The organism is Bacillus sp. ISL-35 (assembly GCF_018613355.1).
In the GTDB taxonomy this organism is placed as follows: Bacteria; Bacillota; Bacilli; order Bacillales; family Cytobacillaceae; genus Mesobacillus.
On the sequence record NZ_JAGGQK010000001.1, the window covers coordinates 585672 to 599615 of the forward strand.

General features: G+C 40.7%; 13 protein-coding genes and 1 pseudogene. 11 read left to right on the forward strand and 3 right to left on the reverse strand.

The genetic code is table 11. The annotated features are described in order from the left end of the window. Positions 1 to 132: 132 nt before the first annotated feature. The 3 genes and pseudogenes from J7E38_RS24260 to J7E38_RS03070 all read left to right on the forward strand — a co-directional run. A pseudogene (locus J7E38_RS24260) lies at positions 133 to 291 on the forward strand (hypothetical protein); the annotation flags it as partial. A gap of 30 nt (positions 292 to 321) precedes the next feature. Beyond that, a complete protein-coding gene (fdhF, locus tag J7E38_RS24265; protein WP_353049932.1) occupies positions 322 to 2193 on the forward strand; it encodes a formate dehydrogenase subunit alpha in 1872 nt (623 codons plus the stop codon). Positions 2194 to 2573: 380 nt separating this feature from the next. After that, positions 2574 to 3338, forward strand: a complete 765-nt coding sequence (locus J7E38_RS03070) for a 3D domain-containing protein (protein ID WP_214708947.1) — start codon at positions 2574 to 2576, stop codon at positions 3336 to 3338. A gap of 42 nt (positions 3339 to 3380) precedes the next feature. Here the strand turns inward: J7E38_RS03070 and J7E38_RS03075 are convergent, their stop codons facing one another. Next, positions 3381 to 4160, reverse strand: a complete 780-nt coding sequence (locus J7E38_RS03075; RefSeq protein ID WP_214708946.1) for a hypothetical protein — start codon at positions 4158 to 4160, stop codon at positions 3381 to 3383. Between the two features lie 150 nt (positions 4161 to 4310). Between J7E38_RS03075 and J7E38_RS03080 the strand changes: the two genes are divergently transcribed. Together J7E38_RS03080 and J7E38_RS03085 are read left to right on the forward strand one after the other, a co-directional pair. Beyond that, positions 4311 to 5066, forward strand: coding sequence for a TraR/DksA C4-type zinc finger protein (locus J7E38_RS03080; protein WP_214708944.1), 756 nt, complete (start codon positions 4311 to 4313; stop codon positions 5064 to 5066). A gap of 117 nt (positions 5067 to 5183) precedes the next feature. Next, entirely contained in the window at positions 5184 to 6047 is an 864-nt protein-coding gene (locus J7E38_RS03085) for a YihY/virulence factor BrkB family protein (protein ID WP_214708942.1), read from the forward strand. Positions 6048 to 6106: 59 nt separating this feature from the next. Here the strand turns inward: J7E38_RS03085 and J7E38_RS03090 are convergent, their stop codons facing one another. Beyond that, positions 6107 to 6358, reverse strand: a complete 252-nt coding sequence (locus J7E38_RS03090) for a sigma-G-dependent sporulation-specific acid-soluble spore protein CsgA (RefSeq protein WP_214708940.1) — start codon at positions 6356 to 6358, stop codon at positions 6107 to 6109. A gap of 3 nt (positions 6359 to 6361) precedes the next feature. Next, entirely contained in the window at positions 6362 to 6562 is a 201-nt protein-coding gene (locus J7E38_RS03095; RefSeq protein WP_214708938.1) for a hypothetical protein, read from the reverse strand. Positions 6563 to 6709: 147 nt separating this feature from the next. Between J7E38_RS03095 and J7E38_RS03100 the strand changes: the two genes are divergently transcribed. The 6 genes from J7E38_RS03100 (at position 6710) to J7E38_RS03125 (ending at position 13857) form a co-directional block, all read left to right on the forward strand. Continuing rightward, on the forward strand, positions 6710 to 7843 hold the full coding sequence (locus J7E38_RS03100) for a zinc-dependent alcohol dehydrogenase (protein WP_214708936.1): 1134 nt from the start codon (positions 6710 to 6712) through the stop codon (positions 7841 to 7843). A gap of 152 nt (positions 7844 to 7995) precedes the next feature. Beyond that, positions 7996 to 8589, forward strand: a complete 594-nt coding sequence (locus J7E38_RS03105; RefSeq protein WP_214708934.1) for a class I SAM-dependent methyltransferase — start codon at positions 7996 to 7998, stop codon at positions 8587 to 8589. A 61-nt stretch (positions 8590 to 8650) separates the two neighbouring features. Beyond that, positions 8651 to 9079, forward strand: coding sequence for a ferritin-like domain-containing protein (locus J7E38_RS03110; RefSeq protein WP_214708932.1), 429 nt, complete (start codon positions 8651 to 8653; stop codon positions 9077 to 9079). 144 nt (positions 9080 to 9223) lie between these two features. Continuing rightward, on the forward strand, positions 9224 to 10156 hold the full coding sequence (locus J7E38_RS03115) for a c-type cytochrome (protein WP_214708930.1): 933 nt from the start codon (positions 9224 to 9226) through the stop codon (positions 10154 to 10156). Between the two features lie 318 nt (positions 10157 to 10474). After that, positions 10475 to 11362, forward strand: a complete 888-nt coding sequence (locus J7E38_RS03120) for an ABC transporter ATP-binding protein (RefSeq protein WP_214708928.1) — start codon at positions 10475 to 10477, stop codon at positions 11360 to 11362. Continuing rightward, positions 11359 to 13857, forward strand: coding sequence for an ABC transporter permease (locus J7E38_RS03125; RefSeq protein ID WP_214708926.1), 2499 nt, complete (start codon positions 11359 to 11361; stop codon positions 13855 to 13857). Before J7E38_RS03120 ends, J7E38_RS03125 begins: the two co-directional genes overlap by 4 nt. Positions 13858 to 13944 lie beyond the last annotated feature (87 nt).

The following is a 13944-nucleotide window of genomic DNA, read 5'->3' on the forward strand; positions in this document are numbered from 1 at the left end:
GTCGTGATCACTTTTTGTCGAGAAAATGTTGGTAATATGACAAAAAATTCTCATGGAATTATCACATCCCCACAAAAATTTAGACTAATATGAAAGTAGGAGTTTGTATAAAAAGATAACGGAGGGGAAACGATGTCATCGATAAGCCAGGTGAAAACCGTTTGTGGTTATTGTGGTACCGGCTGTGGACTGATTTTGGAAGTGGAAGATAATAGGATTGTAAAAATCAGAGGAGATAAAGAAGCACCTGTTAATAAAGGACAAACATGTGTGAAAGGGGCCTTTGCCTATCAATATGTCCACGCCCCGAAAAGATTGGATATGCCATTGGTCAGGAAAGCGGGCAAACTTGTTAAAGCAACATGGGAGGAAGCCTATGAATATATCGCAAGACAGTTAACTTCTATTAAAAGAGATTTTGGCCCGGAAGCCATTTCAATGTTTGCTTGTGCCAGGACTACCAATGAATCCAATTTTGTTACCCAAAAGTTCATGAGAACAGCCATTGGCAGCAATAATATTGATGGCTGTAACCGAACCTGACACGCTCCTAGTGTCGCCGGTCTGGCGACTGTTTTTGGAAGCGGTTTCCCTACCAATACTTTAGAAGATATCGATGATGCCGAGGTTTTATTGCTGATGGGTTCCAATACGACTGAGGCTCATCCGATCATTGGAAATAGAATGAAGAAGGCGGCCAAGAATGGTGTTAAAATCGTGGTTATAGACCCGAGAAGGATTGATATGGTCAAATCTGCGCATAAGCATCTTCAAATTAATGTTGGTACAGACATTGCCTTGATCAATGCGATGATCAGGATCATCATAACCGAGAAATTATTTGACCCGGCTTTCATCGGCAAGCATACCGAAGATTTTGATTCCCTGCTGGCAAAGGTCGACCGGTATACCCCGGAATATTCAGCAGAAATCACAGGTCTGGCCGCAGAAGACATCATCGAGGTGGCGCGTCTGTATGCAGCGTCAAATCGTTCGATGATTGCCTATACACTGGGTATTACCGAGCATCACTGCGGCGTGAACAATGTTTTCGATATAGCTAACCTTGCCCTGCTGACCGGACATATTGGAAAGAAGGGGTCAGGCATCATGCCGTTGCGGGGACAAAATAACGTCCAGGGTGCGGGAGATATGGGGTGCCTGCCAAACCAGCTTACAGGCGCAATCAGTTTGCTTGACCATGCTTACCGTTCACGATTCGAGAGAGCATGGGATACGGAAATCAGCCAAAAAGTTGGTGATACCCAAACAAGGACCTTTGATAAGATTGAGACTGGAGAGATTAAAGCATTATACTGCATTGGTGAGAATCCGTTGGTGGCAGACGTCCACATGAACCATACCAGAAAGTTATTAGAGAATCTCGACTTACTGATTGTCCAGGATATCTTCATGACAGAAACAGCTGAAATGGCTGATGTTGTTCTTCCTGCGAAATCATGGGGAGAGGTTGATGGCACTTATACGAACACTGATCGAAGGATCCAGCGGGTTCGTACCGCTGTCACAGCACAGCCTGGCGTGAAAGAGGATTGGGAAATCCTATGTGAACTGTCTTCAAGGATGGGCTATCAGATGAACTATAACTCCAGCAAAGAGATATGGGAAGAAATCAGGGAACTTGCCTGGGAGATGTACGGTGGGATTTCATATGAACGTCTGGAGAAGGAATATGGGATACACTATCCATGCCCTGACGAAAATCATCCAGGTACAAAAATCATGCATGAAAGGTTCCATGCTGAAAAGGAAAACAACAAGCGCTCTAGCTTTGTGCCTGTTGATTTCACGCCGCCGCTGGAAACACCGGATGAGCAATACCCTTTCACACTGACAACCGGCAGGCGATATGAATCGTATAACACCCATACCCAAACTCGCCATTACGCACCAGGTGTCAAGATAAAACAAACAGAAGAAACCTTGGATATACATCCTGAAGATGCTTTGCGGCTAGAAATAACCGATAGTGAACTTGTCAGGGTAAGTTCTCGCCGGGGTACACTCGATGTTAAAGTGAAAATAACTGAACAAGTAGTGCCTGGACTTGTGTTCATGAGCTTTCACTGGTCGGAGGTACCAACGAACGTCCTTACGTTGAATGAATTTGATCCAATTTCCGGCACAGCAGAATTCAAAGCATGTGCGGTTAAGATTGAAAGAATCGCTTAAAAAAAAGCAAAAATCCCATTTCTGTGGGATTTTTGCTTTTTTTATGGCCTGGTTAATTGTTCAAACGCGTATAAAATATGTATTTTTGATCCTTTTTTTAAAAGTTTAATGTCATGAATAGGAGTTATCACTTCAAAAAAGGAAAACAATTTCTTAGGTTAATACTGGATATACAAGAAAAAGATAGAATAATTTACAAAATAACTAGAAATACCTGATATAAAAGGATTATTTTATCTGAAAATTCGGTAAATTTGACATGTTCTCGTTATAATTCTGTTATTCTCGTAATTCAATTTAAATGTGCTTGTTCTTTTTCTCCAGAAATTCTATGTTACGATAATTCACGTGATAAAAATTAGCCGATGGGAGGCAAACAAATGAAAAAGTCATTATTATCTTTGGTTGCAGCAGCGGCAATTTCTGGAGCTGCCGGCACACAAGCACAGGCAGAGGAAATCGTCGTACATAAGGGGGATACACTTTGGGGTCTTTCTAAAGAATACGGCGTGTCAGTAGATTCATTAAAAAAATGGAATAACCTTTCAAATGATGTAATACACCCAAATGATTTATTAGAAGTTTCTCCTATTAAATACGCACAGGTGAGAAAAGGGGATACACTTTGGAAAATATCCAAAGCATATGGTGTAACAGTAGATGATCTAAAAAAATGGAACAAATTATCTTCTGACCTGATCCATCCTGGAATGAAGCTGGCAGTTTATACGGATATGCCTGCTGAAATGAAGGTAGAAAAAACTTCTGCCAAAAAGCAGGCAGCTACTCCGGTGGCTACACCTGTATCAGCACCAGCAGAAAAAACAACTACTGCAGCTAAGCCTGCAGCTGCGACGAACCAACTAACTGTTGAGGCGACAGCTTATACAGCCAATTGCACTGGATGCTCAGGGATTACCAAGACAGGAGTCAATCTGAAGACAAATCCAGATGCAAAAGTAATTGCTGTTGATCCTTCTGTCATCCCGCTGGGCTCAAAAGTTTATGTTGAAGGCTACGGATATGCCACAGCCGAAGATACCGGCGGAGCGATTAAAGGCAACCGCATAGATGTATTCATCCCTACACAGGACGGAGCGATTGAGTGGGGCAGAAAGCAAGTTAAGGTAACTATTCTCGATTAAAATATGGTAAGGATGAGCATTGGCATTGCCAATGCTCTATTTTTATTTTTCCTGTTTCTTTTCTTTTTTAAACATTTTGCCGTTGATGATTTTCTTTTGCGTAATATTAGGGACAATAAGGCTTAAGAAAAAATGTGTCAACTTAGAATACTGGTTTTCAAGCTTTTCAAGGATTTCATTAGCCATAGTTGACAAAGAAGATTTTATTTCAGTTAATTGATCTGAAATTCCTTCTCCCACAGCATCCTGCTTACCTAGTTGTTCCATGATTGTTTCGTGGAATACCCCTTGCAAATCAATGTGTTTTGCAACCATATCCTGCAATTCTTCCTGCTTTTGGGCCTGAATGACAAGAGCTTTGGTGACATCCTCGTATTCGAGAAGTTTTCTGTTTAAATCGATAATCATTGTTTGCTGGCAGGCAAGCTGGTCCAATATTGCCTGGCTTGTCAGTTCCTTGTTTAAAAGTGTTTTTGAAAATTGTTCATGCATTTCTTCGAGTTTGATTAATTTATCGTCAAGGTCAGAAGTCGATTCCTTTTGCTCGAATATATTCTCGATTACTTTCTCTGATAAATTTTCCTGCTTTGCAAAAGAGGAGAGCAATGCATTGAATTGTTCAATCTGTTCCTGTCTATTCTGTTGAAGGGAACTGTCAAATTTTATGACGCTTCCAGACAACTCATGGTTTAACTTTTGCTGTTCATTTAACACCTCATGCAGGTAATTTAAGCGAAACTTCTCCTGGTTTTCTGGTTCCTCAACCTCCTGATTTTTGCTGAAAACTTGAGGGGAGACAAAACCATTGACAAATAAAGGCATAGGCAACACTCCGTTTAATAAGTTTTCCTACATACTATGAGCTATGCCATAAAATTGGTACTTGCGGGAGATAACACTTATTACCGTTAATGAAATAATGCCAAATGCAGCAAGCTAATAAAAACCGTTACTAGGAAAGGGGCAGCAATTATGCTAACAAAAAGGCAATTGAGGGAATTCCAGTCAGATTTACTCAAAAACAAAAATGAGCTTGAAGCCCATCTGGATGCTAATGATCATTTCGATTTAAGAAGTGGCCATGCACACGAATCGACTGGCGAGCTTTCAAGCTACGATAACCATCCGGGAGATGAGGGAACCGAGTTATATGAACGTGAGAAAGATATAGCACTCAACGACCATGTGGAATATCAACTCAAGAATATTGATCTGGCCTTACAGGCGATCGAGAGAGGAAGTTACGGAAAATGTGAAGCATGTGGGAAGGAAATTCCATATGATCGTCTAAAAGCAGTGCCGGAAACGAGGTTTTGCATTGAACACACTCCAGACAGGACCGTTTCGCATAACCGTCCAATTGAAGAGGGAGTATTGATGCCGCCATTCGGGAAATTCGATTTGGATAATAAAGATGAAAATGTCGCATTCGACGCAGAGGATTCCTGGCAGGCAGTAGCCAGTTGGGGCACTTCAGAAAGTCCCTCTGATTTCATGAAACCACAGGATCATTATAACGATACGTATATTGAATCTGAAGAAAATATTGGATATGTCGAGGACTTCGAAAACTTCGTCGGCAATGATATTACCGGTAAAGAAATAACTGTCTATCCAAATAAACAGCACGAAAAGTATGAAGAGGAGCTGGACAGGGAAGGGATTATGACATCCTTTGGAGATCTGCCTGCATTCGAGCATGACCCGTATGTTGAAGATGATAAGTAGATTAAAAAAAGACCAGATGGTCTTTTTTTATTTTGCCGTTATATTAATCATGATTAAAACTCCTTAAGTCGGGGAAAAGACAAGCATATTGCAATGGAGAAATGAGGTGTGCGTTTAGTGAAAGAGAAATTTAAGCACTATGGGAAAAGTTTGTTGGGAGAGCTGAAAAAAGACCGGGCAACTGGCCTTGCTGCCCAGCAGGCATATTATTATATGCTGGCATTGTTTCCAATGCTGATTTTGTTGATTGCCATCGTTCCTTACTTAAATATCGATCCACAGAAGGCAATCAATGTTATCAATCAATTATTGCCGGAAGAGTCTGCGCAATTATTAAGAGATAATGTAGTAAAACTTGTAAGTGAGCGTAATGGCGGACTTTTGACTTTCGGGATCATCGGGACGATCTGGTCAGCTTCCAACGGAATGAACGCCTTTATGAAAGCAATGAATATTGCTTATGATGTTAAGGAAACGAGATCCTTCATCAAAGCAAGGCTTGTTTCGATTCTTCTCACGATTGGTTTGATACTGGCTTTTGTAGTTGCCTTATTGCTTCCGGTATTCGGGAATGTCATTCTGGATATGGTTCAAACAATCATCCCAATTCCTGAACCATATGATATTATCTTCAATGTGATCAGATGGGTCATCGGGATTGTCGTTATGGTGGCAGTATTGACTGGCTTGTACCGAATCGCTCCAAACAAGCATTATCCATTTAAACATGTACTGCCAGGAGCCATTTTTGCCACTATTGTCTGGCAATTGATCTCCCTGGGGTTCTCATTTTATGTCAGCAATTTCGGCAACTACTCAGCCACATACGGAAGTCTTGGCGGCGTGATTGTGTTAATGCTATGGTTGTTCCTGACGGGATTGGCGCTTGTGCTTGGCGGTGAAATCAATGCGATTTACCATCGTGACAAGACGGGCGAAGAACTAATTGAAGAGGAAGAGACAGCTTCAGCCAACGGTTAAAAACAGCAGGATTCATTCCTGCTGTTTTTCGTTTTAAATGGGAGGAAGCCCTGGTATTTTCAATAAAGCAGCTCATATACTTCATTCAGCTGCTGGGCGCGTTTTTCATCCTGTTCATTATTCGCATACTCGATCGCTTCCGGTAAGATCTTATTTAAAAATTCTATTTCTTCCGCTGTCAGGTCTTTGACAAAATCACCTTCAGAAGGGTACCTTCCGTTTTCTAACCTTTGATAGATTTTCTTGCTGAGTGGATATGTCTCTGTATAATTGGAGACAATTTCACGAAGATAGGCCTGTGTTTTTTCCATCATCTACTCCTTGAAATAATTTTTGAATTCTTCGGGATCAGTTGGTTGACCTGATTGGACATAAGGGTTTTCCTCAGTGACTTCATGAGGGTCCAAGTTTGTCTTTATGACCAGTTGCGGGCCTGTTCCCGGATTTGCAAGCACCCTGTCTGTCATCTCTTTGAAGTCAGGAAGACTATTACTGCCAGGCTGTTTCGGTTCCATTTCATAAACACCTCCATCCTATAAGTTGCATTATTGCCAGAGCAATTATGTATTGAGCTAATTACTGGAAAAACTTCCAAACATGTTTTTTACGAATAACGAAAGGGAACTCTTTAAATGTATTAAATAGGAATGGGGTGGCGAATTTTGAAAGCAGTTACGTACCAGGGTTCTAAAGATGTCCAAGTTAAAAATGTAGAGGCGCCGAAAATCGAACATGAAAAAGACATGATCGTGAAGATCACTTCAACGGCGATTTGCGGATCAGACCTTCACCTTTATCAGGGCAATATGCCGCTGCGGCCAGGCTATATCATAGGCCATGAACCAATGGGGATCGTTGAAGAAGTAGGACCAGGTGTCCAGAACCTGAAAAAGGGAGACAGGGTCGTCATTCCTTTCAACGTTTCATGCGGTGAGTGTTTTTATTGTCAAAACCAAATGGAAAGTCAATGTGATAATACGAACGAATACAAGGATACTGGCGCCTATTTTGGTTACACCGAACAATACGGCAATCATCCTGGCGGACAGGCAGAATATCTGAAGGTACCATATGCTGATTTTACTTCTTTTGTCGTACCTGAATCTTGTGAACTTGAAGATGAATCTTTATTGTTTTTATCGGATGTTATACCAACAGCCTGGTGGAGTGTCGAGCATGCAGGTGTGAAAAATGGGGATACTGTCATTGTCCTGGGAAGCGGACCTGTTGGACTAATGACTCAGAAATTTGCCTGGATGAAAGGGGCAAAACGAGTTATTGCAGTTGACCATCTTGATTACAGGCTTATGCATGCCAGGAAAACAAACAATGTAGAAATTTTTGACTTCACACAGGAGGATGATCCTGGGAAATTCCTACAGGATCTTACGAATGGCGGGGCGGATGTCGTCATCGATTGCGTAGGGATGGATGGGAAAAAATCAGTTGTGGAAAAAGTTGAACAAAAATTGAAGCTGCAGGGCGGAACGCTTTCTGCGCTGGAAATTGCCCATACAGCCGTACGTAAATTTGGTACAGTCCAGCTTACCGGTGTATATGGATTAAGATATAATATGTTCCCGCTTGGCCGATTTTTCGAACGTAATATTACGATGAAAATGGGACAGGCTCCTGTCATCCATTATATGCCGAAGCTTTTTGATATGGTTGTGAATGGAGAATTTGACCCAACTGATATCATTACCCATAAAATCCCGCTCGAAGATGCAGCGAAAGGGTATGATATATTTAATGACCGAAAAGATGATTGCATAAAAGTTGTTTTAAAACCATGATGAATCTTTTAAAGGCAGCCTGTTAATGGCTGTCTTTCTTCATTTGTGTATTTGAGTTTGAATCCTAAAAGAATATACCTGGTCCAGCATTGGCTATCAGGGGCCATTTTTTTATATAATGAGGGAAACAAAACAGCGAGGAGTTTTTTATCGTGGCAAAATTATTTGCTTCTGTTTATGACACTCTCATGGGCCCGCTTGAGAAAAGATGGATTGCCCGTGTAAGGAAAAATATCGTTTCTGGTCTAGAGGGAAACATACTTGAGATTGGCGCAGGTACGGGTGCCAATTATCCCTATTATTCAAAGGGAAAAGTGGACAGGCTTGTTTCAATCGAACCAAATCCGTATATGCTTGATCAGGCACGAGAACGAGCTGAAGAGAGTGGTTTGCAGGTTGAGTTTCATAAAGGGATGGCCGAGTCGCTTCCATTCAGGGATGGAGAGTTCGATACAGTGGTCGCCACTCTGGTTTTATGTTCAGTAGAGAATCCCCGCCAGGTATTCAAAGAAATGAAAAGAGTATGCAAAAAGGGAGGCAGGATTGTCCTATTTGAGCATGTGAGGACAGAATCCAAGTCTCTTGCCGCCATCCAGGATTTCCTCACTCCGGCTTGGAAAAGACTTTGTGACGGCTGTCATTTGAATCGGGATACAGGCCGGTACATGAAAGAATCCGGAATAGAGATGACAAGGGAAAAGAAATACTTCAAGGGTATCTTCGTAGAATACGAGGGAAAAGCTTGATACAGGCACACCCGTTAGATCCTCTCCATACACTGTTATAAATAATTTGGGGAGGATTGGCATGTATCCTTATTATGACCATTACAGGCAAAATCAAAAATTAATCAGTGACATAACCAAAGCCATCAATGGGGAATACACTGCTACGAAGTGTTACGCTCAGCTGGCAGCAATGGCGCCGAATGAAGTCCAGAAACAGCGAATCAACGAAATACTGAAAGATGAAAAAAAGCACTTGCAACAGTTATCTCAAATTTATTCCGCACTTACGGGAAAGCAGCCTCAGCTTCAAATGACGGAAGAGTGCGCGAAGACTTACATCGAGGGACTTGAAGCGTCCTTTAATGATGAACAAGTGACGACTGATTTTTATCATGAAATTGCTGATGAAGCCGCGGACCCGGTCATAAAAGAAGTTTTCAGGCGTGCTGCATATGATGAGCAAAACCACGCGGTATGGTTCCTTTATTTTTATGGGAAAGAGAAGTAGAGCTGGAAAATTCCAGTTCTTTTTTTTATATAGTTTTCACTATTTTTACATATTTAATAGAAAAATAGCGATGTGTTTTATACTAGAATGGGTATAGGGAAAATAAATTGCAGAATTGGAAATTTTACATAGGGAGGAATAATTATGAAGAACAGTCTCGCAATCATTATTGGTTTTTTAATCGTTGGATCCTTATTTGTCGGCTGGAAAATCAGTCAGGATCTCGGACCTGCTGAAACAGCAACAGCGACTCAGCAGTCAGGAGGGACAGCCAGCAATACAATTGAGTTCAATCCGCCAAGCATGGAGGATGTGCCGGATGGGCCGCTGGGTGAAAGCATAAAATATGGATATGACTTAATGATGGAAACAAACACAATCGCTGATGAGTATGTAGGCAATAATTTATCCTGCGCAAGCTGCCATGCCAACGGAGGCACAGTCAAGGATGAGGCTCCTATGATTGGACTCACTGCAGTCTACCCAGAATACAGGCCTCGTGAAGGAGAAGTGTATACACTTGAAGATCGAATTAATGGTTGTATGATCCGCAGTATGAATGGAAAGATGATTCCCGAGGACAGTAAAGAAATGAGAGCGATGATCGCTTACTTGCACTATATGTCTGAAGGAGTACCATCTGGGGCGGATATTCCCTGGAGAGCTGAAAAAGAGACTAAACAATTTCCAATTCCAAGCATAGAGGATGGCGAAAAGGTTTATGCACAATCATGTGCTGCCTGTCATGCAGCAGATGGAGGAGGAACTGGTACTAATAGTGGGCCTGCAGTCTGGGGCGAAAATTCCTTCAATGATGGAGCGGGAATGTCACGACTGACTAAAATGGCAGGATATGTGCAGAAGAATATGCCTAAGGGACAGGGAGGTACAGTGACTGATCAGCAGGCAATCGATGTAGCGGCGTATATTCTATCGCACGACAGACCAGAGTTCAAAGGGCATGAAGGGGACTGGCCAAAAGGCGGCAGACCAGCAGATATCATGAATAAAGAAAAACGCGAGCAGATTAAGAATGGTACTATCGATTGGGAAGCAATGGTTACTGTAAAAAAATAAAGACATGATGAAACCCAGCACCTCTCATTATAACCCGTTCGGTTGAGAGGGAGAAAATAGTAATTAACAACACTAATCGCGTAGTATTTAACATATTAATTAGCAGGCCTAATTCTAAGGCCTGCTTTTCTTTGTGAATATTGGGAATATTTAACTTAATGGTGTTATAATAAAGGGAGAGTACAAAGAAGTTCTAGGACGTTATTCAACTATAGATGCAGGAATGGTGAAAAAGAAGTATTTGGTTTAGATACAAGTACACCTGGAAACAGTTGCAATATTTGAAAGAGAGAAGAAAATTACTTACGGGGGATAAACATGATTTTATCTGTTGAAGGAATACAAAAATCATATGGAAAAGAAAAAGTGTTACATGGAGTGAGCATCCGGATTCATCAGCCTGAAATCGTTGCTTTGGTTGGACCGAATGGATCGGGAAAATCTACCCTACTTGGAATCGTCACCAACTTGATCAGCCCGGACCATGGCAAGGTGAAAATTTTAAATCGTACCAATAAAGATCCGGAAATTTTCCGCTATGTTTCTTTTATGCAGGATAACTCTGTCCTCTATGATTATTTGACAGGCTATGACCATCTTCAATTTATCGGGGATGTCCAGGGCATTTCGAAAGGACAAATCCTATCTGCAGCTGAACGGGTTGGAATGGAAAGCTATTTGCATAAAAAAGTTGGCAAGTATTCTTTAGGGATGAAGCAGCATCTATTGCTTACCATGGCAATTGTCAACGAGCCAAAGCTTCTGATTCTGGACGAGCCTCTAAACGGCCTTGATCCAACAAGTGCCATCCGGGTAAGGAAGTTGTTACTGGAGTTGAATAGGGAAGGTACAGCCATTATACTTTCCTCCCATAATCTGTCCGAGATTGATAGAGTGACATCCCATATTCTATTTTTAAAAAATGGACAGCTCATTGAAGAAGATTTATCTCTCCATGAAAAAGTTGCCTATGAGCTTACAGTCCAGGAACCAGAAAAAGTGATCGGGGTATTGAGTGCCGCAGGTATAGAAGCTGAACACGAAAAAGAAAATCAACTGATTGTAAGTTTGGGAGATGCTTCTTTAAGTCAGTTGTTCAAACAGTTAAGTACCCATGAGGTGAAAGTATTGAACATCGAGAAAAAAGTCATTGGTTCCGAGGAACGGTATCAGATGATTTTTGGAAAAAAGGAAGAGATCTTATGAATCTTTTAACCTTTGAACTGAAGAAAATTTGGAGACAAAAAAAGATATGGTGGCTTTTCCTGATCATTCTTATCAGCGCGGCATACCTTTTTCATTTCAATGCTTCCCAGCAGAATGAATGGGTTATCAAGTTAAAGGAAGAAATTGTAGAATACGAAAATGCGGCTGAACAGATCCAGACAGACCTAGAAGGAAAACGGAAAGAAGATCTCCTTGATGAACCTGGATTACTGCAGCATGAATATATCGTGGAAGCAAGGTACGCCTTGTATAATTGGCAAATCGCTGTTGAGCGCAAAAAGTGGGACGAGATTCCTAAACTGCAAGGAGAATTCCTTGACAGTTTGGGCCGATTTGAAACGGCTGGAGGAGTATTTCCTCCTTTGCAAGGCATGGAAAAAGTAATAGCTGTGAAGAAAAATGACTATATGCGCGACAACAACCTTCCATATGAAAATGAAGAACATCCGACTTCTGCCCACCTGATATTAAAGCAGTTAAGCAGCCTGTTTATCGGACTTGCCGGGCTTGTGATCCTGCTATTTTTCTTTGGGACCACGTTGACACAGGAGAAGGACCAAAAGACAATCTTAATGTTAAGAACACAACCGATTACACAGAGGGATCTGCTAACTTCGAAGTATGTAAGTATCTTGCTGGTGTCACTGGTGTATATTTTATTCGTCATCTGTCTTGGTTTGTTGATTCCAATGGCATTTGGAGAACAGCCGTTGCGATTGGAATATCCGCAAGTTGTCTTTAATGGAGCAGAAGTCGAAATTGTTTCAACCGTCATATATATATTAAAAAGTATTGCTTTATTCATAGGTGCGTTGATATTTTCATTCAGTTTGGCCTTATTCATTGGCACCCGAATGCAAAACACCTTTAATGCCTTGGTCATTACGTTTTCAATTTTATTTGCTGGATATTTGTTGACGAGCATGGCAGGAATTTTAAAGAATCCGCTCAATCCCTTTTACTTACTTCATTTAGAACCGTTATTGACTGCGGTGCCTGATTCTAAAGACGGTCTATATGTCATTAGCGCATTTGTTTGGAGTTTGTTTTTGATTTTCCTTTCCGTCTATCTGCCTGAACGAGAATATAGCCTTTTAGATTCCAGGATAACCAAGAAGCCCTTTCGAAAGGGTGCGACAAGTGCTAGAAGGAACTCTTTATGGATGATCGTCGTTTTTGAATGGAGGAAATTGATAAGGAAAGGGAATTATCGGTTTGTTTTAGCGATTTCGATTATTTTTATCGCTTGCGGCTATGCTTTTATTACTCAAGAAGCAAAAGAAAAGGAGCAGGAATTCTTAGCTAATTTGGAGAGGGCCAGAATCGACTTTATTGAAGTTGCTATTCCGTTCCAAGAACAATTCATAAATGATATAAAGAATGACCTGCAGACAGCCTTGGAGAAGGAAGAGGAAACCTCTTATTTAATGGAGCAACTAAACGAACAAGAAATTGCCTTAAACGCTCATAGAGAATTAGCGGACCTTATCAGTCTGGCAATAGCTGACTATAAGAAAGGGAATTATATTCATTTAATTGAATATCAATTGTTTTATAATCGTTTAATAAACGGGGAATTTGATTCATCTTACAGTGTCGTTGATGATATTGGACAATTTACAATGGATGCCAGCATCGCAGAAAAGCAGTGGCTTTTAAAGCATAAGATACGTCCTCTTTCATCCGGGGAACTTCTCTTAAATATCCATACTAATACGAAAAAACTGTCAAGGGAATGGATAGTAAACAATGAAAGAATAGATGATAATGGGCTATTTTCTCTTTATTTATTCTTCCAGCAAAACGCCCATTTCCTTCCGCTAGTTTTCCTGTTGTTTTTAGTGGGTGGAGGGCTGGCTTATGAGAGGGGGAAACGCCCGACAATCTCCTTTTTGCGGACACAGCCAGTTTCAGAACAATCGATTTTTTATGGAAAAATTCTTCATTCAGCTATTGTATCAATTATCACATGCTTAATTTTATTCGGAACTGTCATCCTAATTGGGACAGTGTTTGACCGGTTTGGTGATTGGAATTACCCTATCCTTCATTATGATGGATTGAGTGAGTCTAGTACAGCCGACTATAAAGGCATGAAATCCATTTATTATGGATTTCAATTCATTCCCTTAGGATTGTACCTCATGCAAATTATATCTTTATTCTTGGTGGTATTGCTCTTTATTCTTATACTAAGCCAATTCTTATCTATCTTTATAAAAAGTCAATTCGTTGTTTTTGTGTCTACAGTATTCATCGTGATCGGGGGATTTATGGGTAGTAAACATTACCTTGTCGCTGCTGCACATCTATCACCTTTCACGTACTTGGACATAAATAGGATTGTCAATGGAGAAGCTTCCACTTTGCTCGACAACCCTGCATTGAATGTTTATACTGGCCTTTTTGTTTTAGTTGTATCGATTTTATTTCTAGTCATCATTGCAACACTTTTATTAAAACGTAGGATTTAACTATACCAAGAGTATTCGATTGTTAAAGAGAAAGAAAATATTTTAAGATATTTTTGTATTACTTTTTGTTTCTCTGTTTTTGCAATC